The organism is Streptomyces sp. NPDC002680, assembly GCF_042889145.1.
Classification (GTDB): Bacteria; Actinomycetota; Actinomycetes; order Streptomycetales; family Streptomycetaceae; genus Streptomyces; species Streptomyces adonidis.
Genome location: NZ_JBIAQP010000024.1, coordinates 146,886 through 169,192, shown reverse-complemented (window position 1 = coordinate 169,192; position 22,307 = coordinate 146,886). Strand labels below are relative to the sequence as shown.

General features: G+C 67.2%; 31 protein-coding genes. 9 read left to right on the top strand and 22 right to left on the bottom strand.

Annotated elements, in window-relative coordinates:
- Positions 1–195: 195 nt before the first annotated feature.
- Complete coding sequence (locus ACFYXF_RS45210) at positions 196–552, top strand: DUF192 domain-containing protein (protein WP_389358951.1); 357 nt, start codon at positions 196–198, stop codon at positions 550–552.
- A 551-nt stretch (positions 553–1,103) separates the two neighbouring features.
- Here the strand turns inward: ACFYXF_RS45210 and ACFYXF_RS45205 are convergent.
- Positions 1,104–1,904, bottom strand: coding sequence for a class I SAM-dependent methyltransferase (locus tag ACFYXF_RS45205; RefSeq protein ID WP_389358949.1), 801 nt, complete (start codon positions 1,902–1,904; stop codon positions 1,104–1,106).
- A gap of 99 nt (positions 1,905–2,003) precedes the next feature.
- Between ACFYXF_RS45205 and ACFYXF_RS45200 the strand changes: the two genes are divergently transcribed.
- Entirely contained in the window at positions 2,004–2,492 is a 489-nt protein-coding gene (locus tag ACFYXF_RS45200) for a DinB family protein (protein ID WP_389358947.1), read from the top strand.
- On the opposite strand, the gene ACFYXF_RS45195 is transcribed toward ACFYXF_RS45200, so the two are convergent.
- The 3 genes from ACFYXF_RS45195 to ACFYXF_RS45185 all read right to left on the bottom strand — a co-directional run bounded on the left by ACFYXF_RS45195 (position 2,487) and on the right by ACFYXF_RS45185 (position 4,534).
- Positions 2,487–2,999, bottom strand: coding sequence for a GNAT family N-acetyltransferase (locus ACFYXF_RS45195; protein ID WP_389358945.1), 513 nt, complete (start codon positions 2,997–2,999; stop codon positions 2,487–2,489). The two genes, ACFYXF_RS45200 and ACFYXF_RS45195, sit on opposite strands and share 6 nt — an antisense overlap.
- Before the next feature lie 62 nt (positions 3,000–3,061).
- On the bottom strand, positions 3,062–3,382 hold the full coding sequence (locus ACFYXF_RS45190; protein WP_389359020.1) for a hypothetical protein: 321 nt from the start codon (positions 3,380–3,382) through the stop codon (positions 3,062–3,064).
- Positions 3,383–3,661: 279 nt separating this feature from the next.
- Positions 3,662–4,534 carry a hypothetical protein gene (locus tag ACFYXF_RS45185; protein ID WP_389358943.1) on the bottom strand — a complete coding sequence of 291 codons (873 nt, stop codon included), beginning with the start codon at positions 4,532–4,534 and terminating at the stop codon, positions 3,662–3,664.
- Between the two features lie 488 nt (positions 4,535–5,022).
- Between ACFYXF_RS45185 and ACFYXF_RS45180 the strand changes: the two genes are divergently transcribed.
- Genes ACFYXF_RS45180 through ACFYXF_RS45165 form a run of 4 tightly spaced genes read left to right on the top strand, consistent with a single transcriptional unit; the run spans position 5,023 to position 6,645 of the window.
- Complete coding sequence (locus ACFYXF_RS45180; protein WP_389358941.1) at positions 5,023–5,301, top strand: hypothetical protein; 279 nt, start codon at positions 5,023–5,025, stop codon at positions 5,299–5,301.
- Positions 5,294–5,836 (top strand): DUF6879 family protein, encoded by a 543-nt coding sequence (locus ACFYXF_RS45175; RefSeq protein ID WP_389358939.1) that lies wholly within the window; start codon positions 5,294–5,296, stop codon positions 5,834–5,836. The genes ACFYXF_RS45180 and ACFYXF_RS45175 overlap by 8 nt, the downstream gene beginning before the upstream one ends.
- A complete protein-coding gene (locus tag ACFYXF_RS45170) occupies positions 5,772–6,002 on the top strand; it encodes a DUF6879 family protein (protein ID WP_389358937.1) in 231 nt (76 codons plus the stop codon). The genes ACFYXF_RS45175 and ACFYXF_RS45170 overlap by 65 nt, the downstream gene beginning before the upstream one ends.
- On the top strand, positions 5,992–6,645 hold the full coding sequence (locus ACFYXF_RS45165) for a DUF6082 family protein (protein ID WP_389358935.1): 654 nt from the start codon (positions 5,992–5,994) through the stop codon (positions 6,643–6,645). The genes ACFYXF_RS45170 and ACFYXF_RS45165 overlap by 11 nt, the downstream gene beginning before the upstream one ends.
- Positions 6,646–6,694: 49 nt before the next feature.
- On the opposite strand, the gene ACFYXF_RS45160 is transcribed toward ACFYXF_RS45165, so the two are convergent.
- The 9 genes from ACFYXF_RS45160 to ACFYXF_RS45120 all read right to left on the bottom strand — a co-directional run bounded on the left by ACFYXF_RS45160 (position 6,695) and on the right by ACFYXF_RS45120 (position 14,171).
- Entirely contained in the window at positions 6,695–7,972 is a 1,278-nt protein-coding gene (locus ACFYXF_RS45160; RefSeq protein WP_389358933.1) for a hypothetical protein, read from the bottom strand.
- 180 nt (positions 7,973–8,152) lie between these two features.
- Positions 8,153–8,491, bottom strand: a complete 339-nt coding sequence (locus ACFYXF_RS45155; RefSeq protein ID WP_389358931.1) for a helix-turn-helix domain-containing protein — start codon at positions 8,489–8,491, stop codon at positions 8,153–8,155.
- Positions 8,488–9,222, bottom strand: coding sequence for a hypothetical protein (locus ACFYXF_RS45150; protein WP_389358929.1), 735 nt, complete (start codon positions 9,220–9,222; stop codon positions 8,488–8,490). The genes ACFYXF_RS45155 and ACFYXF_RS45150 overlap by 4 nt, the downstream gene beginning before the upstream one ends.
- A 44-nt stretch (positions 9,223–9,266) precedes the next feature.
- Positions 9,267–10,193 (bottom strand): hypothetical protein, encoded by a 927-nt coding sequence (locus ACFYXF_RS45145; protein WP_389358927.1) that lies wholly within the window; start codon positions 10,191–10,193, stop codon positions 9,267–9,269.
- 76 nt (positions 10,194–10,269) lie between these two features.
- Positions 10,270–11,544, bottom strand: a complete 1,275-nt coding sequence (locus ACFYXF_RS45140; RefSeq protein ID WP_389358925.1) for an enoyl-CoA hydratase/isomerase family protein — start codon at positions 11,542–11,544, stop codon at positions 10,270–10,272.
- 1 nt (position 11,545) lies between these two features.
- On the bottom strand, positions 11,546–11,854 hold the full coding sequence (locus tag ACFYXF_RS45135) for a hypothetical protein (protein ID WP_389358923.1): 309 nt from the start codon (positions 11,852–11,854) through the stop codon (positions 11,546–11,548).
- Between the two features lie 65 nt (positions 11,855–11,919).
- Positions 11,920–12,966 (bottom strand): hypothetical protein, encoded by a 1,047-nt coding sequence (locus tag ACFYXF_RS45130; protein WP_389358921.1) that lies wholly within the window; start codon positions 12,964–12,966, stop codon positions 11,920–11,922.
- A complete protein-coding gene (locus tag ACFYXF_RS45125) occupies positions 12,954–13,610 on the bottom strand; it encodes a hypothetical protein (RefSeq protein ID WP_389358919.1) in 657 nt (218 codons plus the stop codon). The genes ACFYXF_RS45130 and ACFYXF_RS45125 overlap by 13 nt, the downstream gene beginning before the upstream one ends.
- 294 nt (positions 13,611–13,904) lie before the next feature.
- Positions 13,905–14,171, bottom strand: a complete 267-nt coding sequence (locus tag ACFYXF_RS45120) for a GntR family transcriptional regulator (protein ID WP_389358917.1) — start codon at positions 14,169–14,171, stop codon at positions 13,905–13,907.
- A gap of 443 nt (positions 14,172–14,614) precedes the next feature.
- Here ACFYXF_RS45120 and ACFYXF_RS45115 point away from each other — a divergent pair, with 443 nt between their 5' ends.
- From ACFYXF_RS45115 to ACFYXF_RS45105, 3 genes are read left to right on the top strand one after another with little or no spacing between them, the layout of a single operon-like run.
- Positions 14,615–14,773 carry a hypothetical protein gene (locus ACFYXF_RS45115; RefSeq protein ID WP_369035050.1) on the top strand — a complete coding sequence of 53 codons (159 nt, stop codon included), beginning with the start codon at positions 14,615–14,617 and terminating at the stop codon, positions 14,771–14,773.
- On the top strand, positions 14,770–14,970 hold the full coding sequence (locus ACFYXF_RS45110; protein ID WP_389358915.1) for a hypothetical protein: 201 nt from the start codon (positions 14,770–14,772) through the stop codon (positions 14,968–14,970). The genes ACFYXF_RS45115 and ACFYXF_RS45110 overlap by 4 nt, the downstream gene beginning before the upstream one ends.
- Positions 14,967–15,359: a hypothetical protein gene (locus ACFYXF_RS45105; RefSeq protein ID WP_389358913.1), complete on the top strand. Its 393-nt coding sequence runs from the start codon at positions 14,967–14,969 to the stop codon at positions 15,357–15,359. The genes ACFYXF_RS45110 and ACFYXF_RS45105 overlap by 4 nt, the downstream gene beginning before the upstream one ends.
- A gap of 274 nt (positions 15,360–15,633) precedes the next feature.
- Here the strand turns inward: ACFYXF_RS45105 and ACFYXF_RS45100 are convergent, their stop codons facing one another.
- The 9 genes from ACFYXF_RS45100 to ACFYXF_RS45060 all read right to left on the bottom strand — a co-directional run bounded on the left by ACFYXF_RS45100 (position 15,634) and on the right by ACFYXF_RS45060 (position 22,287).
- The gene (locus ACFYXF_RS45100; protein ID WP_389358911.1) at positions 15,634–16,149 is read right to left on the bottom strand and encodes a hypothetical protein; all 516 of its coding nucleotides are present in this window, start codon (positions 16,147–16,149) and stop codon (positions 15,634–15,636) included.
- A gap of 39 nt (positions 16,150–16,188) precedes the next feature.
- On the bottom strand, positions 16,189–16,812 hold the full coding sequence (locus ACFYXF_RS45095) for an OmpA family protein (RefSeq protein WP_389358909.1): 624 nt from the start codon (positions 16,810–16,812) through the stop codon (positions 16,189–16,191).
- Positions 16,813–16,814: 2 nt separating this feature from the next.
- Positions 16,815–17,411, bottom strand: coding sequence for a hypothetical protein (locus ACFYXF_RS45090; protein WP_389358907.1), 597 nt, complete (start codon positions 17,409–17,411; stop codon positions 16,815–16,817).
- 15 nt (positions 17,412–17,426) lie between these two features.
- Complete coding sequence (locus ACFYXF_RS45085) at positions 17,427–18,035, bottom strand: pilus assembly protein TadG-related protein (protein ID WP_389359018.1); 609 nt, start codon at positions 18,033–18,035, stop codon at positions 17,427–17,429.
- Positions 18,032–18,232, bottom strand: a complete 201-nt coding sequence (locus ACFYXF_RS45080) for a hypothetical protein (RefSeq protein WP_389359022.1) — start codon at positions 18,230–18,232, stop codon at positions 18,032–18,034. Before ACFYXF_RS45080 ends, ACFYXF_RS45085 begins: the two co-directional genes overlap by 4 nt.
- A 108-nt stretch (positions 18,233–18,340) precedes the next feature.
- Positions 18,341–19,087, bottom strand: a complete 747-nt coding sequence (locus tag ACFYXF_RS45075) for a response regulator (protein WP_389358905.1) — start codon at positions 19,085–19,087, stop codon at positions 18,341–18,343.
- On the bottom strand, positions 19,074–20,411 hold the full coding sequence (locus tag ACFYXF_RS45070; protein WP_389358903.1) for a histidine kinase: 1,338 nt from the start codon (positions 20,409–20,411) through the stop codon (positions 19,074–19,076). Before ACFYXF_RS45070 ends, ACFYXF_RS45075 begins: the two co-directional genes overlap by 14 nt.
- Positions 20,412–20,437: 26 nt before the next feature.
- Positions 20,438–21,328: a DUF5936 domain-containing protein gene (locus tag ACFYXF_RS45065; protein ID WP_235475170.1), complete on the bottom strand. Its 891-nt coding sequence runs from the start codon at positions 21,326–21,328 to the stop codon at positions 20,438–20,440.
- 17 nt (positions 21,329–21,345) lie between these two features.
- Positions 21,346–22,287: a type II secretion system F family protein gene (locus tag ACFYXF_RS45060; RefSeq protein WP_369035042.1), complete on the bottom strand. Its 942-nt coding sequence runs from the start codon at positions 22,285–22,287 to the stop codon at positions 21,346–21,348.
- Between the last annotated feature and the right edge of the window lie 20 nt (positions 22,288–22,307).

The following is a 22,307-nucleotide window of genomic DNA, read 5'->3' as shown; positions in this document are numbered from 1 at the left end:
TTCCCAGGAAAAAACCCGGGATCCGAGGTGATCCCTAGGGATCCGGCGGGTTTCACCCCCCTTGCGAACATCCCCGTCCCACTCCAGGGCCATTCGGGCACCGGCCGTGTCGCGGCGGGGTTCCAGGCCCGGCGTCCCCCCCAAGGGCGACCCTGTCGCGAACGCCCGCTTGACGCCACCGCTAACTTCGCAGCCATGGCCACGTTCACCACTTCGGAGTCACCCGAGCCGGTTCCGCTGCAGCTCGCCGAGTCGGGCCGGGCCCGTCGGCGGGGGCTGCTGGGCCGGGACGGGATCGAGGGCGCGTTGCTGCTGACGCCCGCGAGTTCGGTGCACACGTTCGGGATGCGGTTCGCGATCGACGTGGCCTATCTGGACGGAAAGGCGCGGGTCCGGGCGGTAAGAACCATGCGTCCGGGGCGAGTTGGACTTCCCCGCCCGTGGGCGCGGTCAGTCCTGGAAGCGGAGGCAGGGGCGCTGGAGAGGTGGGGGGTGCGGCGGGGCGTACGGCTCACGATCCGGGCCGACGACACGGCACCGGAGGACGGCTGAGCAGGAGCGGGACGCTCGCTCGCGAGTGCGGGAGGGGTAGGCAGGGCACCGCGCAGGCCCCTCCTCTGCGCGGTACCGCCCGCGCCACTTTGCTCACGCGAATTACCTTTGCCTAAATTTACGCGACCTCGACCCATGCTCGCGAACCTCCCCGATAACGATGTGGAAACCTCGTGAAGCCTTTTCGGGCATACGTACACATGTCTCGCAGGCGACAAGTGGAGCCACATCCGCTTCGCCGAGATTTCGCCAATATTCGGACGAGGGTGAACGATATCCGGATGTTTGCGGATAGTAAGACCTGAGATATCACGTTTGCTGCGCATTTCCCGAGGGCGCGGCGCGGAAGGACTGCCGGAGCAAGGCGGCTCGCGGCGGCCCGGACGGCAGTTACTCGCCAGTTTCGCCGCTGCGGCGGGAGGGCGAGGGAAGGTCGGGGGAAGGGCGGCGGAAGCAGGTGCTCCGGTAGGTCGCGGTCGACCGGCCGCCGTGGGAGACGTACGGGGGACGCGTGGGAGACGTACGGGCTGGGTCAGCCGGGTCAGCCGGGGTCAGCCGGAGGGCTTGCGGGCGTCGAAGAGATGGCGGCTGCTGTGCGCCACGAACGAACCCTCGGCCTCGATCCGTTCGTGCAGGGCGCGGAGTTGGGGACGGTAGGCATCGACGGTGAACCCGGGGACCATCCAGATCACCTTGCGCAGGAAGTGCACGACGGCGGCGATGTCGTGGAACTCCATCCGCAGCCGCTCGGCCCGCAGCTCGACGATCTCCAGCCCGACGGCTTCCGCGCCGGCGCGCTCGCGGTCGGGGTGGCGGGCGTTGCGCCGCGCGTCCGGCTGCGGTCCGAGAAAGTGCTCGACGAGTTCGTACGCGCTGGACGGCCCGACGTGCTGGGCGAAGTACGTACCGCCCGGTCGCAGGACGCGGGCGATCTCGGCCCAGGGCGGGGACACGGGGTGCCGGCTAACGACCAGGTCGAAGGCGCCGTCGGCGAAGGGCAGCGGCGCGTCGTCCGGTACGGCGACGACCGCAGCGCCACGCGGGTGGAGCAGGGCGGTGGCCTTGGCGACGTTCGGCGGCCAGCCCTCGGTGGCGACGGTGAGCGGGGGCAGCGTGGGGGCGGTGTTCAGCACCTCACCACCGCCGGTGTGCAGGTCGAGCGCGGCGGACGCGCACGCCAGCCGCTCCCCCATGGCACGGGCGTACCCCCAGGAGGGCCGCGCCTCGGTGGCCCGCCCCTCGAACCAGGAGAAGTCCCATCCGTCGGTGGGGACGGAGGCGCCTTCGGCGAGGAGTTCTTCGAAGGTGGGGATGTGGGGGATGTGTACGGGGCTGGGCTCGGGCGTGGCCATGGGGGCGATGTTCGCAGCCGGTTGTCGGTGCCCGCTGATAATTTCCGCGGCACCGACGGAAGCGGAGCCAGTAGGCAAGAGGGAGAGGCGGTCCGGGACATGCTGTACGCCGATGACGAGGTGACGACGCTGCGCGCGAAGCTCGACCAGGAGCGGGACGCGGTGCTGTGGAAGCTGGAGGGCCTGGACGAGGAGCAGGTCCGCAGACCGATGACACCGTCGGGCACGAGTCTGCTGGGGCTGGTGAAGCATCTGGCGTCGGTCGAGTACGGCTGGTTCGTGGAGACGTTCGGGAGGGAGACGGAACCGCTCTGGTTCGACCCCTACTTGGGGGAGGACATGAGCGCCGGCCCGGACGAGACGAAGACCCGGATCACCGACTTCTACGCCCGAGCCCGAGCCGCCGCCGACCGCGTACTGACAGAACTCCCCCTGGACACCCTGGGCAAGCCGGCCTGGCGGGACGACGAGTGCTCGCTGCGCTGGGTCCTCGTACGTATGACGGCGGAGACGGCAAGGCATGCGGGGCACATGGACATCGTGCGGGAGCTGATCGACGGGGCGACGGGGTCGTACGAGCCGTCATGACGACTCGGAGTCCTGGACGTTCTGGATGCTCTGGACGTCGAGGACGAGCATGATGTGTTCGTTGTCGCCGTGGCGGACGGTACCGGTGGCACGGAAGCCGTGCTTTTCGAGGAGGCGGACGGAGGCGGTGTTCTCGGCGAAGGGATCGGCGTAGAGCGGCCGGTTGGTCTCGCGCCGCAGGAACAGCCCGAGGGCGACGCTTCCCACACCCCTCCCCCAGTACGGCCGCCCGAGCCAGTACCCGATGAACCGCCGCTCACCGAGATCCGGATCGCTGTCCCACCAGGCGACGATGCTGCCGGCGGGCTCGCCGTCCACGGTGACCGTCTGCACGAACACGGTGCTGTCGCCGAGGATCTTCGACTTCCAGTGCGCCATGAAGGCGTCCCGCAGCCGGGGCGTGAACCGCGACCGCCGAACGGCTTCGGGATCGTTCTCGTAGACGAGGAGAAACTCCAGGTCGTCTTCGGTGACGTCGCGGAGTTGTACGTCGATGTCGGTCGTCATGGTGGGGAGTCTGGCAGGGGGCACTGACAACGCCGGAAGGACGAGCGGGCCGGCGCCGTTTCCTACACGCTGCCGGGCTCGTCGAGGAAGCGAAGCAGCACAGCGGCCTCGGCCCGGAGCCGCTCGGCCCGGTCGGCATGCACGGGCGAGGTCAGTTGGGCGGCGGCGTCGAGCCGATCGGCGACTTCGGCACGTACGACACTCTCGACACGGCTCTCACTCAGCTCCTGCCGCGCAGCTTCGGTGGCGCCGGCACCAACTGGGGCCTGCTCAATGGCCACACCGCGAAGCGCGGCTTCGCCGACGGGCACGGCCTCGGCGTTGTCCAAGGCACCGAGGGTCGCACGCAGGGCACTCACCGCGACCTTGTCCCGGGCGCGCATGGCTTCGGGGAGGGCTTGACGCATACGGAGACGTAGGGACTTGCGCTTTCTCATCGGGTCCTCACCTCACTCAATCCATTCACCCGAGCCGTCCGCCTACGGGTCCGTGAGCCCCGTTGGGTCATGTCCCGCTGGGGGGTGTAGTCACAGCAGCGCAGCGACCGAGTGATGGAGTCGGCTTCGCGGCAATGGTTCTGCGAGCGTGGCTCCTGGTCTCGGAACGCGCCGGTCCCGCGTATGACTGGCGTGCCCTGACTCCCCGGCGAGGCAGCAGTACCTTCAGGCCTGATTCACCACGTACGCCAGCTCTGCGAGGAATCCCCCTATCGCATCTCCGGAGAGATCAGGAGTCGGCGGCGGGGGTTCCTCCATAGATGCCGCGAAGAGCATGACAAAGTCCAGTAGATACTTCTGCCCCCACTTGCGGAAGTATGTCGCGCGCGCTTCGTCCAACAAGTCCTCGCGCACCGACTCCGTACGCAGTAGATCCTGTATGCCAACCGTCGACCGCAGAGCGGCAACGACTTCGTCGATGCCAGTAGGAAGACCGCCGAACTCGAGGCCCCGTTCAACGCGGCAGCCGGGACGGACAGGCGACCAAGGAGAGCAGACCACGGTGAGTACCGAGTGAACCCTCCCCCATTCCCACACACCCGACTGCATGCACTCGGTGAGCGCCTGGACAGCGAGACGGCGCTGCCGCTCGGGCGCGCTGGAGTGTGCGACCTGGGTGACCACCGCCTCCGCGTCGCGGCGCGCGTACGCGCTCGGCAGGCAGCGTGACGCCAGCGTCATGGTGCGCAGCGCGCGACGTGCCTGGCTCGTTGGGATGCGGAAGGGAAATTGGTGGAGCCACCCCGTAATGAGCATCCGCACCAGGACGTTACGAACGTGCCGGGGACTCTGGGGGAGTTGGCCGCGTGCGCACAACAGGTGGAGGAAGAGGCGGCGCTGGCCGGGGGGATACAGAGCAGGATCACTTCCGTGGCGGCTGCTCTTCCGGAACTCAGGCCGAGCCAACAGCCCAATCTCGGTCCAGTCTCTGACCAGGCGCTCCGTGACAGGGTGCAGGCCGTGTGCCCGTGCCTCCGTGACGAGTTCGTGGATTGTCGCGGGGCCGTCGGCGACGTTCCTGGGGTACCGCACGCTCACACGATCACCTTCACCAGTTCACTGACCAGGGATGCCCCCGCCGCCGCAGCCATACTCGCCAGGACCGCTTGGGCAAGGGGACCGAGCGTGCGTCTCGGATCCGGTGCCGCTGGGCGCTGTGGCCGGGCGGGTGAGCTGGCACGCCGCCGCCTCTTACGACTCATCGTGAGTACCCTCCGATTCAGTTTGGCGTTCGCGATGTCCACACTCGCTCAACCTCCCGCGCCGCCGCCTCTCAGGCCCAGCCGAAATCGGTGTAAGACCTGAGCCGGGCCCCGGAGCCCGGCTCCGGGAGCGGTCATGTCTCGTGGATTGCGTCCCGCCGGGTGGTGTAGCCCGTCAGGGCCCTGGAACGCGCGGGTGTCTGCTCGGCTACTCCACTTCACGGGGCACAATCCCCCGTTGTGGCGCCTGTCTGTCGTTGTTAGCCTCACGCACGCCCGAATGATCAACTCTCGTACCCCGCAGGGGAGATGGAGATGAGCTCAATGGGAACACCCGAACGCCCGTGGGAAGCGGATTTCGACGCCGGATTCACCCGAAGGCTGGGGAAGTCACCGCAGGAGCTGGGGCTGACCAGTGCGACCGAGAGCTGCCCCGACATGTGGGAACTCAACAACGGTGACTTCGCCTGCATAGGCCGAGAAGCGACGGACGCGTACGCGGGCCGACTGCCGGCAGGCGTCTCGGTGGCGCCCGACGAGCGCGTGATAATCATCCCCCGCTCCACACTTCTGTCGGCGAAGCGGGACATCCCCGATGCCTGACGGCAAGCCTCCGACGGCCATCTCCCGCCTCGCGGAGGTACGGACATCAGGCCTCCGGCTGTCCCGCGCGGACTACCTCGCCCGCTTCCGGAAGGAGTATCCGCGCTGCTCCCAGGTCGACAAGCTGGAGGCGGGACAGAGGTTCCGTGAACCCGGGTACGCGCCATGGGAGGCGGTTCAGCGGGGCAACTGGGGTGAGGCCCTGCGCCTCGCTGAGGAGGAACGCCCCGCCCTGGCACGCCAGTACGAGGAGGCCGTTGCCCGCGGTTGCCGACTCCGCCGCGTACGGATCGTCGCGCTCCCGCCGTCCGACTACGTACTGTGGGAGATGAGCATCCTGCGGCTGCGCGCGGAACTGGGCGAGGAGATCGGCGTCATCACATCGGCTGGCATTTCATCTGGTATTACCGCCGAGGATGGCTGGCCCGGTCCCAACCGGTCCAGCATGCAACACCCCCCCCCCAGCGCATATGCCGGAACTGGTGGCCCTCGGGACCACCGCTCTGTACGAGCTGAGGTACACGCACGAGGGTGATCTCGACGGCGCGGTGCGTCACACCGATCAAGAGCTGATCGAGGCCTGCCGCCGGGATTTCGAGCAGCTCCTTGCCACAAGCGAGGAGCTGCTCACCTTCCACGACCGGGTGACCGCCCCGCTGTTGACCGCCCGGGCAGAGCGGAGGCCGGCAGATGAGCGATGAAACGCCGCAGAGCGTGGGACGCCGACGCCGCATACGGTGGTCGTCCCCCACCGTACGAATCTCCCTGACCGTCCTCGCCCTGATCTCCGCCACAGCCCTCGTCTTCCTCTCACCCCTCGCCCTACGCGCCTTCGGCCCGAGCGGCCCCGGCTCCGACCGCGACTGGCAGCGCGTCGGCAACATCGCCCAGGCGTACGGCGCCGCGTCCGCGCTGATCGCCGGGCTCGCGCTTGTGGGTGTCGGGGCGTCCCTCTTCCTCCAGGCCAGGGAGAGCAAGGCCAACCGCGAGCAGGGCGTACGCACCGCACACACCGAACTCATACGCATGGCGATGACGGACCCGGACCTCATGGCCTGCTGGGGCCGCCTGGACGGCGACGCGTCCGTGACAGCCCGACGCCAACACCTGTACCTGAACCTGGTGTTGTCGCACTGGGAGACGATGTTCGAACTGGGCACCCTCCCCGAGGAACACCTGCGCCAGGGCGCCGACAGCGTCTTCGGCACAGAACCGGGCCAGGCGTTCTGGGCGGTGAGCGGGGAGGCGCGGCGGCTTGCTTCGGGGACTCGGCGGGGGCGGTTGTTTCATGAGCTGGTGGATGAGCGGTATCGGGCCGCGGTTCGGGTACGGCGCGAGGGCTGATCGGGCCGAACTCCTTGTCGGCATGCAGTTCCAGCCAGAGTCGTCCCGCTCACTTGTCAAGGTGTACGACAGGGGAAGCCTCTGCCTCCGGGACCCGGTGGCTGGCAAGTTCCGTGGGGCCGACCGGCCCTTTGTACCGGGCGAGCCGGAACGGCCGTGCACCGCCCGGTTCCGAGACGACGGCACCCGGTCCAGGGGCTCCCGCGGACCAGACATGGGTGAGACGCGGGCTCACCGATCGCCTGGTGGGAGTGGCCCTCAGCACCGTTCCGCCCATGCGGAGTATGGCCGGAACACGGGTCCCACGCCTCGCTGAAGGCAGGTACGCCCCCTGCCTCCATCCGTGCGAAGTAGGTGGAACGACCTCGCATTCCACCAGCCGCCACGAATGCGCGCTCAGCCTGCGATGCGTGCGCAGGGCGGACACAGCCACCAAGATGTTGAACGGCAGGAGGATGAGAGCAGCGACGAAGATCCTCATCGCGAAGGGAAAGACATCCTCGTCCCCAGAAGCCACCAGTACGACGGCAAGGACAATGAGCGCGGGCCAGACCGCGAAGAGGAGCACCGCGTGGCGGATGAGCCGACGCAGAATCGCACGACGGGTGGGCGGGTGGTGAACGGCGGGCTGTGAAGCCCAGGGCAGCGCGGGGTAGAGAGCGGTCGTAGAAGTTCCTGCTTCTTCGCCGTGCTGTGTCCCCCCAATCTCGCCGGCCTGTGACTGTGGCTGCGGAACCACGTCGAGGCGCCGAGCACCGGCACGCCGGGCACGCTCGATGTCAGCAGCGCCGGCTCCCCAACTCTCAGGCACGAAACGGCTGTCGAACACTGGACGCTGATAGAGCAGGTGGAGTCGTTTGGGTGCCTTGCCGTTCCGTCCGGCTGCGGCGACAACCGCGAGGAATCGAGGATCGCCCGCGAACCACAGGGGCTCGATCTGCGCCCTCCGATGCGGATCGACACGGGGGCTGTCCATGCGCTTCATCCACCAGTACGACCGATGGTGATGGATGAACACCAATGGGATCTTCTCTTCGGGATCTTCCGGGTTCCGGAACTCGAACCATATTCCGTCATCCCTCGCTCCGGGGTACTTGCCAAGGCCACTGGGCACCTCTTCAAGCAGCTGCCAAGGATACTGACGCAGAACTCGAAGGATACGGAAAACCCAAGGCAAGGCAGCCAGTTGGATGAAGAATCGGTAGGGTCCGTAGATGAAGTACGGCATGAAGATCCATACGACCCAGTTCGGCGTGTAGGTGGAGATGCCAAGCAGTGCGACCCAGACGCCCGGCCAACCGAAGATGACTATCACGTTCATGGCCATGTGCCTCAGCCAGGAATTGCGGGTTGGCATGTGGTTCCAGGCCGTGGGGTAGTCAGCTGGGTGCATGGGGGATGACCTTCTTGTGAGCAGTCCGACACACGGCTAATCCATCAAACAGGAAAAGGAGCCAACGACCCGATACAGGAGGGAAAAGCGCCTTGGGAAACCGAGCGCTCGGGCCTACACCGCGCGCTCACCGAAGGCCACAGTGCTGCCACCGTCGGCCACTACGTGCAGATCGACCGTGACGTCCAGCGCGCCTGCGAGACGGGCCAGAAGGCCAGCAGTGACAGGCAGCATGCCAGCCAGCTCCAGCACATCCACCGCATCGGCGGTTATTCCGAGGCGCTCACCCAGCGCGGACTGAGACAGACCCAGGGATGTGCGCCGGTCGTACACCAGCTGGCCCAGGGCAAGCGCCAACCGGATCTGCTCACGCTCGGCGGCGACTTCCGGGGGCTCCGAGCAGCCCTGAACAGTGCTCCGCTCCCGAGCCAACGTCCAGCGGGTGTGATTCACGATTCCTCCGGGGTGACGTCCACGACCGGCTCGGTGAACGAGACGGTCTGGAGGATGGCCGCCATCATGTCGCAGAACTCGGCCCAATAGTCCGTCGATGCCGTGTAGAGGGTGAAGATCGCGGTGAACGGGCCGGTGGAGAAAGGGACATGGACCTGAATCTGCCCGGTGAGGAGATCCGCGGCCTCACCACTCGCCGTCACTTCCGGCCTCAACTTGAGTTCGCGCAGGGTTACGCAGAACACCGCTGGGCCACAGGGCAGGTCGAGCCAGCGAGCGTCGTTGTACGAATCCCTGGAGAGAGTCGCGAGGATTCCCTGGGCCACGACGTCAGCGTCAGCAGCAGCTTGGTCCGTCGGGATAGCAGCCACGGTGAAGGCGCACTGGACGGCACCGTCGGAAAGGCTGTGCCTGACAACATCTCCGTTTTCGTCTCCGTCTCCTTCGTCGTCCGCCGTGGAGAACAGACCCATCGCGGCGTACGAGACTCCGGTGCCGGCCATGAGTTCGGCTATGGCCGCGTAGTAGGGAGCGGCGGGCTCCCAAATGGTGTCGTCGCCGCGGGAGTAGAGCGCTCGTACGAAGGTCTGGGCGCGCTCGACGCGCTCTTCGGGGGTCTCAGCGAGAGGGAGGGCGAAGAAGCCTTCCGGGACGTTGAACGAAAGGGGCGGGGGCTCTTCGCCGGTGAGGGTGGGCGGGAGCGCGCTCGCCCGGTCGGTGGCGGCTGTCATATCGGTGAGGTCGTCCTCGGAGAGTTCAGTAGCGGAGCCGGAGTTCAGAGGTCGTCTGGGTGGAGGTCCGCGATCTCAGCCACCTCGGAGCCCTCCGCATCCATGATCAATGTGCTTTCGACAAGACCCGAATACGCGTGGACTTGACTCGGGACGACGAATTCGACCCGGTAGTGACCACAGGGATGGAGACTGACCACTGGGGGCGCGGCGTCCGGTGCGTCGGATTCTGCAATGAATTTCTCGACAGTGTGGCGCTGCCCCGGTGCAAGCGCGTCCAGGCGGATGAGCTCATGCGGGAGGAGGTATCTGGTGAATTTCTCTCGCACAGGGGAACGCAGTCTGCACCACGAGCCGTCACCGAAGACGATCTCGGCGTCAGTGCCGTCTTTGAAATGCCTGGGCGTTACCCGGTGGATCTGGTCCAGCGGGATCTGCCAGAGGACTTCGTCCTCGATGAGCTTGTCGTTCTTCTTGGAGTACGGGAAGCCGACGATGACCAGTCGGCGGTCCGTGACGATGGCATGTGTGCGGTAGTGCTTCTCGGAGGAGCGTGCGGGATCCAGCTGCCAGGGCAGGGTGCGGGCGATGGTGCCGGGCGCGGCCCACATGACAGGGAAGTCCAGTACCTCGTTGTCCCGGTCGTCCGGGGTGTCAGAGCCAGACTTCATGTAGGTCTCGCCGCTGCCGCCGCTGGTGACGTTGGCTCCGCCGAAACTGAGCGCGGCCAGGACACCGAGGCCCAGTGCGACGGCCGTGCCTTTGACCGTATTGCGTCCGGCCACATCGCCCGTTGAGCGTGCCGTGTACACAGGCCCCTCGGGCCAGCCCGACAGCTCGTGCTGGATGTCGTTGCGCTCTGTGTCCCGGAACCACCGCATGCCGTTGACGCGAGTGGCGGCGCCGGTGGCGAAGGTGACAAGCGCGCGGGTGAGAAGCGTCTCGCCCGGTTCGGGCTGCCAGATGTCCATGACGTATGCGTCTTCCTGGGTGGCGAATCCTGGTACTTCGCTCTGCGCGTTCACTCTGACATCACGCGTCGGCGATTCAGTGACCCGTAGCCGACTTCTCGAACTGGTCTCCCGGGAAGAGAGCCTCTCCCACATGCTGATGAATGCTCGTGATCTTGGGGAAGATCTTGAGCCCGGCGTCCATTGCGATGCCCGCTCCCAAGGGGTTGATGTTCACCCCCGGAAGGAGATTGGCTCCCTTGGAGCCCAGCAACTGGCCGGAGTGATAGCCCTGGTTGACGACCCCACCCATACGCGACAGCAGGCTGCTGGTCCCGTGAGCAATCTCGTACACATGGTCGGCCGTACCGCCGAGCACCACCTTGCCGGGCAACAGCTCGAACCCATCCCTGACAGCCTCGGCCCTTTTGCCAGTGGCCAGCAGCACCCGTGAAGCAGCGACCTGCGTTGCCTGAAACCCCTCGCCGAGCGCAGCGGCTTTGCCGAGCCCAGCCGCCCTGGCAGCCACGGAGGTCTTGCCAACCACCTTGACCCCCTTGCTGAATGCCCCGATCCCCGGCACGAGCCCCACCGCGTCGAGTCCGATCTGCATCCAGCTCACATCCTCACCCGCAGCCTTGGCAACGCCGTGCGCCACCAGCGCGAGCCCGGTGGTGATGAGCGCGGCCGTGGCGAAGATCGCCGCGAGGGGCGGGAACGGCAGCGTGATGATGGCCAGCAGGGCCAGGATCGCGGTCAGGTCGCTCAGCAGGTCGCCGATCAGTTTGATCTGGTCGGCATGTTCCTTGATCCAGTCGCCGGCGGCGTCCCAGGCGTCCGCGACGCCCTTGGTGAGTTTGTCCCAGAAGCCGGGCTCGTCGGGCGCGATGTCGGCGGCCTTGTCGAGTTCCTTGCTGATCTTCGCGGCGGCCAGACTGTAGCGGTCCTCAAGGTCGTGGAGTTTGTCGATGACTCCGTCCACATCACCGGAGGCTTTGCCGTACTCCTCGGTGCCTTCCTTGGCTTTCGCCTTGTCGTCGATCTTCTCCCCGGCGGTCCGCTCCAGTCGGGCCGTCTCGTCCTGGAAGTCCTGGAGTTCGCCTGCCCACCGGTGCAACGCGCGCGAGGCCTTGTCGAAGGACTCGTGGCTCTTGCGGATGAGCGGGGTGACGTCCTCACCTATGTACTCGGTGAAGGCAAGCGCGGCCTTGCCCTTCCATGCCCCGGTCTCGATCTGCTCCAGCTCCCGCAGGGACGTGCCCAGCTCGCTGGCCAGCTTGCCGAGTTGCCTGGCCAGGTCGCGGGTGTCCTCGACGCTGCCGGGAGTAGGGTCCCGGCCGATGTTCGGCAAGGACGAAAGGCGGTCCTTCACGTCACTTGCCCTTCTTCTTGGCCTTGGCGGACTTGAGCGACTCGGCGAGGTCCAGGTCGAGCTTGCTGAACGTGTCGTCGATGTGGTTGATCATCTTGACCGCACCCTGGGCGTGTTTGCCGAGCTGCTTGATTCCGTAGCCCCACTCGTCGGCGAAGTCCCGCAGATCCTCGACGAGCTTGCTCTCGCCGAGAACCGAGGCGTCGGCGGCGCGCAGGCTGCGGCGGGCATTCTCCATGCGGTCACTGATGGTGGAGAAGGTCTTCTTCAGGTCCTCGAAAATCGTGTCCTCGAGGCGCAGGTCACTCATGTGGTGTCTGGTCTCTCCGGGAGAACGACGGACTGAGCTGCGCAGCCCTTCGCGTCTGATGGTGATCAGCGGTTGACGGCCTGGATTTCCTGGACGGTGACTTCCTGGTCGTTTCCGAAGGTTCCGTCAGGGAGCCTCGTCGGGTTGGGGTTGCCCGTTCCTGTCCAGGTGATCTCCCAAGTGATGGTTGCCTGGAGCTTGAACGTGCCATCGCCTGAAGAGCGGAGGTATCTGACGCCACAGGCCGGGGTCTGGCCAGCTTTGCCCGTGGCGTACGGCTCGCCGATCGAGCCGTCGTTGCCGAACGTGCACTCGCCAGAGGCAGGGTAGGTCTCGGCGTCGGCCGTACCCGGCTCAAGCCTGAGCGAGACGGGCTTGGCCGTGGTGGTGGCCTGGATGTTCAGTGCGCCTACGTTGAGCGCGGCGGTCACTGAGACTTCCTTGAACATCGACTTGTCCAGCCAGGCCCAAGTAGGAAGGTTGACCTTGGTGATGTCAGCAGGGGCCAGGGTGACCTTGGTGGTCGGCAACTGGATCCGGTTGTAGGCGAGTTCAGCGAGGACCTGCGGGGTCACCGCGTTCTCGACCGGCGGAGTGTCACCGTTCTCAACCCAGACAGGCTGCTGGTCACAGCGCTGGGCCTCGGGCTCCGTCCAACGGTCCTCGTCGCGGACGGCGACCCACCAACTGCCCTCGTCCTTCTGGTCGAGGTTGTAGTTCTTGTACTCGCCGTCCTTGTAGGTGTTCCGGAAGTCCCCGACGGCCCTCTTCGCATAGTTGGCCTGGCCGGGAGTGTTCAACGTCGTGTTGTACTCGTCCTCGACCTGCTTCGAGAACTCCTCGGCGGAGCGCGGTTCGTACCAGCAGGCCGGCGGAGTCCAGTTCCCCACTGCTGCGAACCCACCGGATGATCCGCTGTTCCCCTTGGCGGAACCGCTGAAGGTGATCCGGGACTCAATCGTGTAGCCCTTACTTGCACCCTGCTGCTTCACGGCTCCTTCGTTGCCGCTGCCGAGGTCCACGTCGGCGTGGGCGGGAGAAGGAACCAGCACGCAGGCGACTGCTGCGGACGCCAGGACGAGCCGCGTGCGACCGGAGATCACGGCGTGCATGTGTCGTTCGCCCTCTCGGAGTTGAGCACAGCGGTCTGCCATACCCCCTTGTCGCTCTTCTCCAGGCGGGTGGAGTAGAGGAGGTACGACTTGTCGGTCACCGGAGTCTTTGCAGCCGCGCCAGTGGCCCTGTCCTTGACGAATGCCTTGCCCTCGAACGAGCAGTAGGTGAGGGTCGCCTTGCCCTCCGCATAGACATCGACACTCGGCTTGAAGTAGCGAGTCTCACCCGTCATGGATTTCTTGGCATCCACGAACTCCTTGACCCACTGGGAGGCCCCAACCAGGGCGTCACCCTTGTAGTAAAAGGCCAGCACCGGTGCGTCGGCATTTCCCTCGGTGATGGCGTACGCCAACGCATCGATGCGTCGCGAAGCGTCCGCCAGCACCGCGTCCTTGGCTGCGTCGCCGGTTTCCCAGCCCTCGAAGACGTCGGTGACATCGCTGGGCAACGTGACCTTCGGGCGCTGCGCCGAACCGGTCGCCGTAACGGTCGGCGATGCAGATGCCTTCGTGTCGCCGGTGTCCGCACCCGCGATCTTGTCATTGGCCTTCGAGTCACTTTCACCACCGCCACAGGCTGTGAGAAGTAGGGAAGCGGTCGCAACGATCACGACAGCGATAGGCACATGGCGGCGGTTCACGGTCTGCTCCCGGTGGGGCGAGGCTTCTCTCGAGTGAAGCAACGCTATCCATCGGCGCCTGGTGACACCAGGTTGAAACTTGTCAACCACTGGGACGTACAGGATCAAATCACTCAACCGTTGCGCCACTTGACCTGTAACGGTTGCATAACGCACCGATCCGCTCACTCCGCGCTCCGGCAGTCAGACCGTTCACGGCCGATTCACTACCGAACTGCAAAGACCGGCAGCACGTCGCCTGAGGTGTGAGGGTCACCGCAACGGAGCCCGCAAGCCATGCCGGCGCAGGCGCGGTTACTTCTCACCAGGGTCATCACCGGCCCCGGGAAGGTGTTCAACGACGAAGGATCCCTTGCCCCGCACCGTGATGATGAGCCCGCGCTGAATCAGGAGCTGGAGAGCCGCCCGCGCAGTCGGGCGCGACACGTTGAACTCGTCGCAGATGGCCGCCTCGGACGGAACCCGACGGCGAGGAGCGTACGTGCCGTCCGCGATACGCGCGCCGAGTATGGCGGCGATCTGCTCGTACAGCGGCTCAGGCCCTTCAAGGTCGACAGTCATATCTCGACCCTATTTGACCTGCGACGATGCATATCGTTAGCTGTAGTCACCTGACAACACCTTACAAGTTGGCGTAATGTCCCGATACGGCAAGACCCCCGCGACGGTGCGAACGTCCGGGGGCGTGGCCCACCAACTGTTAGGAGTTGATGAACATGGCCGAGCGTAGCGCTGCCGCGCTGCACTGGGTTTGGGTGACCCTGGTTCTCTGGGGCCTCACCCTCCTGTTCCCACCGACTGGCACCCGCCGGAAACCTCCCGCGTCGATTCGGACCGTCGTGACCAGCAAGAACACAGGAGATCCTGCCAGCCTGGCGGTACGGGTGCCTGCTGCGCGCCGGTCGCCGTACAGCACCGACCAGGCGCCGCTGGATGGTTCGGCGTCCCGTCTCTCACGGCCGTACCTGCCTTCTCTGGACCGGGTTCCAGAGACGCGGACAGTCATGGCATCCCGTACGACTCGTGTACGTCCCTACTCGGCGACGCGTGAACCGGCGGTGCGGTGGCGTCGTCGGACGGTCTCCGTGCTGGCAGCCGACTTCGGCATCGACGTCGACAACCGGGACATCCACGCCGAGTTGGGCGGGGTGAGGACCCGATGACCGGCGCGAGGGCTACCGACGTCGGAGCGACCGCGCGTCGGGCCGAGTTGCCGATGCTGCGTGCCTACCGGCTGTGGTTCGAGCACGCCCGCAAGTGCGCCGGCTGCAAGCCCGCCCGCAGGGCGATGGACGGGTGCGAGACCGGACAAGAGCTGTGGGTCGCCTATCGGCAGGCGTACGACGGAGGATCCCGATGACCGCGAACCCCACCGCCAGGACGGACGCGTGCGGGGCGGTCCGCGCCTCGCTGTTCTACGGGGCACCGATCCTCAGTGAGAGCGGCGCGTGCATCCTCCCCGGGAGGCACAAGGGGGACCACGAGGACGCCAAAGGCGCACGCTGGTACCGGATTCCCCTCGTCGGCGGGATGGACCTGTGCGGAGAGGATCAGGCGCTGCCCCTTGCCCACAAGCCGGCCTGGTCGGCGGAACCCTCCTTCCTCTCTCCCTTCTGCGTCCTCGGCGAGCACCCCCGCTGCCTGGACTCCGAGCCGCGCGACACCGGCGTACCCGGCGTGCACTATCTCGTGTGCACCTGCGCCTGTCACCACCCTGCCCCGCCCCCAGGGACAGGGTCCCGGGCATGAACTCCCCTGGCGCCACATCGAGTTGGTTCCACGAGTGCTGGACGCTCAGTCAAGGTCGGTCGTACACACCGGGGACCCTGACCGTCCGTACCTGCCGAACCCCGGCCCAACGATCCTGGCTGCCGTACTTCGGATGCCTTCAACGCAGAGGAGGAGGCAGCTCGTGATGTCTCGCTAAGCCCGCTCGATGCGGGTGGTCCGGCCCCTCCGTGACACCTCGTGGAGGGGCCGCTCTGGCCGCGGTCACGGGGGCCGTCACGCCATGCCCCGTCCATCACGTGTCGTCCGGTCTGCGCGCAAGGGATCCGCCTATCCAGAAGGGCAGTGGCTTCTGCTCCTTGCTCAGGGACCGCCGTATCGCGTTGACCAACTGCACCTGCGCCTGGGCGGGCGCCCTGCTGGCTTGGGCAAACTCCTCCACGCTCAGCGGATCACGCAACGGATCGCGTGCCGGGTCGCGTGCCACCTGGTCCAGGAACACGCCTATGGCCTTGGCGAAGTTGTCGATCTCCGTCGCGACCGGCGCGGGGGCGACCAGGCTGGCGCGGGTCAGAGCCGCGCTCCACTCGCTCCAGTCGTAGTCCCATCCCTGTCGGCCGGCATGGGCGCGGCTGATGATCATCGTGAACTTGGCGTAGTGGCTGAGCAGTTCCTGGTAGGCGACCAGTTGCTTGTCCCGCAGCCACTGACGGTCCTGGGCCCGGTGCGTGACGATGCCTCCGACCAGGACCCCGGCCGTTGCGGCCAGTGCTCCGGCGGCCGTTGTCACCAGTGTGTCCAGCAGTGGCACCTGCGGCCCCGCATCCCCTGTCGCTCGAAGCTGTCGGCCTCACGCCCCCTTCTGGAACGTCACCTCCACCCGCCGGTTCTTGCGTCGGCCCTGTTCCGAGGAGTTGTCCGCGATCGGGTAGTCCTCGCTGTAGCCGCGTACCTGGAAGGTGACGTCTGCGCCCAGGCCGGCGGCCAGTTCGTCGTGGACGATCTCCGCGCGGTTCTTGGAGAGGGTCAGGCCGTGGGCGTACGAGCCCAGGTTGTCGGTGAAGCCGAACACCCTGACGTTCGTGGCCTTCTGGGCCTTGATCTCGTCGGCGATCGCCTGGATGCGGGAGCGGGCCTCGGGGTTGAGCTTCGAGCTGTCCTTCGGGAACAGGACCTCCGCCTGGAGTGCGAACGTCACGGTCTCGTTCGTGTCGACGCGGCGTTCCTCGCCTCCCATGTCCTCGACCACCGACTTGATGTCCAGGACTTTGGCTGCCGCGAGCGTGGCGCCGTCCGCCAGTTTCAGGCCGGGGCTGTTGGGGTCCACTTCGGGGGGTGGGGACGTGGTGACGCTGCCCGGGGGTGCGCTGGGATCGTCGTCGGCCTCGGCGGCGGGTGGACCCGCCAGGGAAAGGGTGGCGAGTACCACCAGGGCCGTGAATACCGTTGAGGTCGAGCGGCTCGTTACGGCCATGGTCACTCGCCCTCGGAGATCTCGATCGACGCCGGAGGCATCGTGCCGACCTGGAAGTTCACCTCGGTGGAATCCGTCGGAGGAGCGGGGAACTGGGCGAACCAGTCGGTCGTCTGTCCCGCGTCCACGCCTCCGCCCTCGAACTTCGTGCACAGGCAGCGGCCATCGGTGTCCCGGAGCACGAGGTACTTCTTCTTGGCCTTGCTGTCGACCAGGGCCGCGCCGGCCAGCGAGGAGCCGTTCTTGCTCAACTCCCGCTCGTCGCCGCGCCAGTCCGCCGCGACCCAGAAGTCCCCGCCGCTGTTGGTGACCGTGCCGTTGACCGTCACATAGCCACCCTCGTCGCGAACGGCCGAGGTGACGGTGAGAGTGATGTCGCCGTTCTTCACTTCCGCCAACGCCGGTTCGGCGGCCGGCGCCTCGGACTGTGTCTCCTCGTCGCCCGCGCTCTCCGTCCTGCTCGGGGCCGACGACGACGCGTTCTTGTCCGACTTGCCGCCGTCCCCTCCCCCGCAGCCGGCCACCGTGAGGAGCAACCCGGTCGCGATCGCCACCGCGGTCACTGCCCTACGGCTCTTCATGGTGTGCCGAGACTTCATCGGTACGACTTCCTCTCACTCAGCCAGATGCACGGAGAACAGCACGGACGCATCAGGAAAGTCGTCCGGATCGAAATCTACGGGGTCGATGTCCACGATCTGGCCGTCGCAGTCCAGTTGGATCGGCAGTGTGGGATCCGCGTCGGGATCGAATTCGCAGCGCGGCTGAATGACGGCTATGGCATGGGCCTTGGCCCGCATGCCCTCCGTACCCGGAATGATCGAGGCGCCGACCGTGTTGGTCGTCTCCACGGCGACCCGGAATCCGGGATAGCCGTCCCTCTCGACAAATTCGGCGCCGCCCTGGACAGTTGCGCCGTTCTCGGCGGCCAGCGCCTGCGCGGCCGCCGTGGCTCCGGCGCCCGGTGGATCCTGGCCGTTCAGCCAGTCGAGCCAGTCGTCACCCTGACCGATCGCGCCCACCACGGTGTCCACCAGCTCGTCCCGGGCGTCCTGCGCGGCGGCCAACGCAGCGGCGTCCGCCGCGGACTGGGCTCCGTTGCGGACGGCCGCCGCACGAGCGAACACGAAGAAGGCGAGCGCGGCGAAGAGCAGGATCACCGTCAGCCACATGTAGATCGGTAGAGTCTGCCCGCGGTCGCCCCGAAGTCGTACGGAGGTCAGCCGCCGATGACGTCGGTGACCGCGTTCCGAATCGCGGTCGAGATCATGCCGTCCAGACCGAGACCGTCGATCAGCGTGAAGATCCCCGCGATGATGATCATCAGGCCCGCGTACTCCACGAACCCGGCTCCAGCGTCCCGCTGCCTGCCCCGCATCCGGGAGACGACGGTCCACGTCCACCTGTTGAACCTGTCCACTGAGCCCGCCCTTCCGCCGAACGCCACTTACGACCCGACCACCGTACGTGAAAGACCATCTACTCCGCGTGGGTCCAGGGACCCAACTTCCCCCCACAGCACGCCCCATCACTCCCACCTCTCCCGAGCCGTACCCAGCCACCGGGCGATCGATTCGCTCCGTGTCGTACTGTGCAGCTTTGCGAAGATGCGGTTGATGTGGTTCTTGACGGTCTTCTCGCTGATGAAGCAGGTGGCGGCGATCTGCCGGTTGTTCATGCCGGCAGCGATGAGATCCATGACCTCCACCTCCCTTGAACTCAGGCCGAAGTCCGGTCGGTCGCGGTCGCGGGCGGCCAGTGCGGTCGCGTGGCCGAGCCTGGTTTCTGGAGTCTCCGGGCTCTTTGACAAGAGTGCCATAAACGGTTGCAGATGCGAAGAGTATTCGCTCGGTTCGTAGGAAACGACGAGCGAATCCGCCGCTCCCGTTCCCCTTCCCAGCGCCCGCACCGCTTCCGTCAACTCCTCGGTCGTAAAGCCTCCGTGGACCAGGTAGCCCGACGCGCCGCTGCGCAGCGCCTGGCTCACCACCTCCGGCTCGCTGCTGTACGTCAGCATCATCACCGGTGCCAGGAGCGCCAGTTGGGGCAGCGCCGTCAGACCGTCCGTGCCCGGCATGCGTACGTCCAGCAGCACCACGTCGGGGCCCATCCGCTCCGCCGCCGACACCGCCTCCGTGCCGTTCGACGCCTCCGCCACCACCTCTATGTCCGGGTGGCCGCCGAGCAGCGCCGACAGTCCCGCGCGTACCACCGGGTTGTCGTCCGCCACCAGCACCCGCAGGCGGTCCGGCCGCCGCCGTTCATCTGTGGGCATGCGACCCGGCCTCCCTTCGGGACCGGGGCATCGGTACGTGGTCGAGTCCGGGTGGGCGCACGTCCACGCGGATCTCCGTGCCCCCTTCCTCGCATCGGCCCATGTGCATCACCGCGCCCATTGACCTCGCCCGTTCCACCATGCCGAGCACTCCGAAGTGGCCTGATCTGGCTGTCTCTTCGAGGTTCAGGGGGTGGGGGATGCCCACTCCGTCGTCCCGGACCGTCAGGGTCACTCCCTCCCCCTGCGGCTCCGCCTCCAGCCTCACCCTCGTCGCCCTCGCGTGCCTGCGCGTGTTCTCCAGGGCCTCCGACACGATCGCCAGGAGGTGGTGTGCCGTCCGGTGCGGGAGGGCGGCGAGCCGTTCGGCCGGGGCCTCCAGCGTTGTACGGATTCCCGTGCTCTGCTCGAACTCCGCCGCCCGCCGCGCCAGTTCGGCGATCAGGTCCACGTCCGGGGACGTCAGGTCCGTGTGGTGGCGCAGGTCCGTCAGCAGGTCGCGGGACTCCGCTGCCGCTCGGCGGGCCGCCCCGGCCACCAGGGACGCCTGGCGTCGGACCGTGTCCGGGTCCGCGTCGGCCGCCGAGGTCGCCGCCAGTGCCTCCGCCGCCATGGCCAGGCCGTGCAGCGTCTTCGTCACCGAGTCGTGCATCTGCCGTGCCAGGCGCGCCCGTTCGGAGTCCACCGCCTCCGCGACCGCCAGCCGGGAGTTCGCCTCCGCCAGTGCCTCGCTCGCCGTACCGAAGCGGAACATCAGGTTGCGCAGCGTGACGCCGATGATGCCCGCCCCGACGCAGAAGCCCGCGATGAGGAGGGTGCTCGCGCCGGTGCCCGGGCGGTGTTCCCAGGCCCGGTAGACCGTGAGGAGCACCGCCAGTTGGAGGCCGGTGAAGACTCCCGAGCCCCGCCAGCCGTAGAGGAGGCCCGCGAGGAGGGGGGTGCATGCGGTGGCGTACGCCAGCGGGGAGGCCGGGGACGCCGTGAGGAGGAGTATCGCCACGAACGTCAGGTCCGCTGCCATCAGGGTGGGATGGGCCAGGAGACGCGGGGCCAGGCGGTCCCAGTCGCGGTACATGGCGTACGAGGCCGTGATGCCCAGGACGGCCGCGGCCAGGACCGTGTAGAGCGGCGGGCCTTCCGCCGTGTTCGTCATCGCGAAAGGCGTGCCCAGGGCCAGCATCGTCATCCGTACGGCGAACGCCTGACGGCACAGGGCCTGCAGGGCGTTCAGTTGGAGACGGACGCTGGCCGGGGGCGGGGCGTCGTCGGCCAGATAGCCGGCCGTCGGGTCATAGCCCCGGCTCCGCCTCTCGCGGCGTCCCATGCTCGTCACCCACGCCTTCATCTCCCTCAACGCCCCAGAATCGAGCCGAAGTTGGTGCCCGAGCCGAGGAACATGCCCGTCGCGATGAGGATCATCGTCGCCGGGAGCATGAAGACCAGGGTGACGAGGGTGGCCTTGGGGATCGTCTTCGCGGCGCGGCGGCGGGACTCCTGGGCGTCGGTGCGGCGCATGTCCGCGGCGATCTGGATCAGGGTCTCCGCGATCGGTGCGCCCAGCTCCTCGCCCTGCTGGAGCGCCGAGACGAACTGGGCGACCTGCTCACTGGAGTTGCGCCTGCGGAGTTCGTCGAAGGCCTGGCGGCGGCTCACGCCCATGTCCATCTGGCGGAGCGTGATGCGGAGTTCGTCCGCCCACGGGCCCTCGTACCGTTCCGCCACGCGGTCCAGTGCCTGGCGGAAGCCGAGGCCCGCCGACACGACGACCGCGAGGACGTCCAGGAAATCCGGGAGCGTGCGGTCGATGACGTCCTTGCGTTCCCGTACCGCCTGCCAGATCGCCGCGTCCGCCGCCGTCACCCCGAACGCGAACGTGATGACGGCGAGGACGAGTTGGCCGTTCGTGAGGAAGATCAGGCCGAGGAGGACGCCGAAGGTGACGTACACCGCGCGGCGGGCCGCGTAGCGGGTGATGGTCAGGCCGCCGGGGTTGCCCGCCATGTCGATGCGCAGGCGCTTCGCGTCGACCCGGCGGGGGCCCATCAGGCGCAGTACGAGGGGTGCGAACCGCATGCCCATGCGGTCCACGGCCGAGTCCGCCTTCGAGACCCGGGTGCCGCCCACCTCCAGGGCCAGCATCAGGTCGGAGGGGAGTTTGGCGTCCGCCCGGATCATGCGGATGCCCAGCAGGGCGCCCGCCACCGCGATCGCCATCAGCAGGGCCAGGAGAAGAGGCAGCATCGGTTCGTTCACTCCCCTCAGACTTCGATCTTGCCGAGGCGGCGGATGACGAAGAAGCCGACCGTGTACAGGCCCAGGGAGAGGAGGATCAATCCCTGGCCCAGGCCGGAGCCGGTCACCTTCTCCAGGGCGCCCTCGTTCGAGGAGTTGATGAGGAGGAGGGAGCCGAGGCCCAGGCAAGGGACCGTGAAGGCCGTCGCGTTGACCTCCGACAGCATCGTGCGGACCTCGCGGCGGGTCTCCTTGCGGTCCTCAAGGGTCTGCGTGAGGTTGCGGAGAGAGCTGACTACCGATCCGCCCGCCTTGTTCGCCAGGACCAACGTCGTTACCAGGACGACCAGTTCGCGGGACGGGAGGCGTTCCGCCAGTTCGCCGAGTGCGTCGTCGACCGTCCGGCCGAGGGTCAACTGGTCCGCCACCCGGGCCAGTTCCTCGCCCGCCGGGGCCTCCAGCTCCTCCGCCGCCATCGCCAGTGCCGTACGCAGGGCGAGACCGGCCGCCGTGGCGTTGGCCAGCAGGCGGGCCACGTCCGGGAGTTGGTTGATGAACGCCTCGATACGTTTCTGGCGTTGCCAGTTGAGGAAGATCGCCGCACCCCAGACCGTCACCAGCGCGGCGATCGGGCCGAAGAAGGGGGCCAGTACGGCGGCCGCCAGCAGCCACAGAGCGACGCCGACTCCGGTGACGTATGTGAAGAACTCCCCTGCCGTCAGGTCGAGTCCGGTCGCCGAGAGGCGGAGGTGGATCGTGCGGCCGAGGCGGGTGCGACGCAGGCGTCGGTCGACGGCCGCGAATCGGCGTACGCGGCCGGCCACCGTGTGGAGTGCGCCGCCGCCGGAGAGACGGTCTTCGAGCGCCCGGCGCTGGGCGCGGCCGGTGGCGTACGTGTGCACGCCCGCGACGGCGAGCGTGCCGCACAGCATGGTGGCGCCCAGTGCCAGCGGGACCGAGTTGTTCATGGCTGCTCGCTCCACACGGT

Excerpts from the sequence above, each read along its gene's own strand:
- ACFYXF_RS45075 (WP_389358905.1), bottom strand. The coding sequence starts at position 19,087 with ATGCCCACAGATGAACGGCGGCGGCCGGACCGCCTGCGGGTGCTGGTG.
- ACFYXF_RS45135 (WP_389358923.1), bottom strand. The coding sequence starts at position 11,854 with ATGAGTGACCTGCGCCTCGAGGACACGATTTTCGAGGACCTGAAGAAG.
- ACFYXF_RS45095 (WP_389358909.1), bottom strand. The coding sequence starts at position 16,812 with ATGGCCGTAACGAGCCGCTCGACCTCAACGGTATTCACGGCCCTGGTG.
- ACFYXF_RS45060 (WP_369035042.1), bottom strand. The coding sequence starts at position 22,287 with ATGAACAACTCGGTCCCGCTGGCACTGGGCGCCACCATGCTGTGCGGC.
- ACFYXF_RS45200 (WP_389358947.1), top strand. The coding sequence starts at position 2,004 with ATGCTGTACGCCGATGACGAGGTGACGACGCTGCGCGCGAAGCTCGAC.
- ACFYXF_RS45110 (WP_389358915.1), top strand. The coding sequence starts at position 14,770 with ATGACCGGCGCGAGGGCTACCGACGTCGGAGCGACCGCGCGTCGGGCC.
- ACFYXF_RS45130 (WP_389358921.1), bottom strand. The coding sequence starts at position 12,966 with ATGCACGCCGTGATCTCCGGTCGCACGCGGCTCGTCCTGGCGTCCGCA.
- ACFYXF_RS45065 (WP_235475170.1), bottom strand. The coding sequence starts at position 21,328 with ATGCTGCCTCTTCTCCTGGCCCTGCTGATGGCGATCGCGGTGGCGGGC.
- ACFYXF_RS45090 (WP_389358907.1), bottom strand. The coding sequence starts at position 17,411 with ATGAAGTCTCGGCACACCATGAAGAGCCGTAGGGCAGTGACCGCGGTG.
- ACFYXF_RS45180 (WP_389358941.1), top strand. The coding sequence starts at position 5,023 with ATGGGAACACCCGAACGCCCGTGGGAAGCGGATTTCGACGCCGGATTC.
- ACFYXF_RS45070 (WP_389358903.1), bottom strand. The coding sequence starts at position 20,411 with ATGGGACGCCGCGAGAGGCGGAGCCGGGGCTATGACCCGACGGCCGGC.
- ACFYXF_RS45115 (WP_369035050.1), top strand. The coding sequence starts at position 14,615 with ATGGCATCCCGTACGACTCGTGTACGTCCCTACTCGGCGACGCGTGAA.
- ACFYXF_RS45170 (WP_389358937.1), top strand. The coding sequence starts at position 5,772 with ATGCCGGAACTGGTGGCCCTCGGGACCACCGCTCTGTACGAGCTGAGG.
- ACFYXF_RS45145 (WP_389358927.1), bottom strand. The coding sequence starts at position 10,193 with ATGGACATCTGGCAGCCCGAACCGGGCGAGACGCTTCTCACCCGCGCG.
- ACFYXF_RS45165 (WP_389358935.1), top strand. The coding sequence starts at position 5,992 with ATGAGCGATGAAACGCCGCAGAGCGTGGGACGCCGACGCCGCATACGG.
- ACFYXF_RS45160 (WP_389358933.1), bottom strand. The coding sequence starts at position 7,972 with ATGGCCATGAACGTGATAGTCATCTTCGGTTGGCCGGGCGTCTGGGTC.
- ACFYXF_RS45195 (WP_389358945.1), bottom strand. The coding sequence starts at position 2,999 with ATGACGACCGACATCGACGTACAACTCCGCGACGTCACCGAAGACGAC.
- ACFYXF_RS45105 (WP_389358913.1), top strand. The coding sequence starts at position 14,967 with ATGACCGCGAACCCCACCGCCAGGACGGACGCGTGCGGGGCGGTCCGC.
- ACFYXF_RS45150 (WP_389358929.1), bottom strand. The coding sequence starts at position 9,222 with ATGACAGCCGCCACCGACCGGGCGAGCGCGCTCCCGCCCACCCTCACC.
- ACFYXF_RS45175 (WP_389358939.1), top strand. The coding sequence starts at position 5,294 with ATGCCTGACGGCAAGCCTCCGACGGCCATCTCCCGCCTCGCGGAGGTA.
- ACFYXF_RS45190 (WP_389359020.1), bottom strand. The coding sequence starts at position 3,382 with ATGCGCGCCCGGGACAAGGTCGCGGTGAGTGCCCTGCGTGCGACCCTC.
- ACFYXF_RS45205 (WP_389358949.1), bottom strand. The coding sequence starts at position 1,904 with ATGGCCACGCCCGAGCCCAGCCCCGTACACATCCCCCACATCCCCACC.
- ACFYXF_RS45120 (WP_389358917.1), bottom strand. The coding sequence starts at position 14,171 with ATGACTGTCGACCTTGAAGGGCCTGAGCCGCTGTACGAGCAGATCGCC.
- ACFYXF_RS45210 (WP_389358951.1), top strand. The coding sequence starts at position 196 with ATGGCCACGTTCACCACTTCGGAGTCACCCGAGCCGGTTCCGCTGCAG.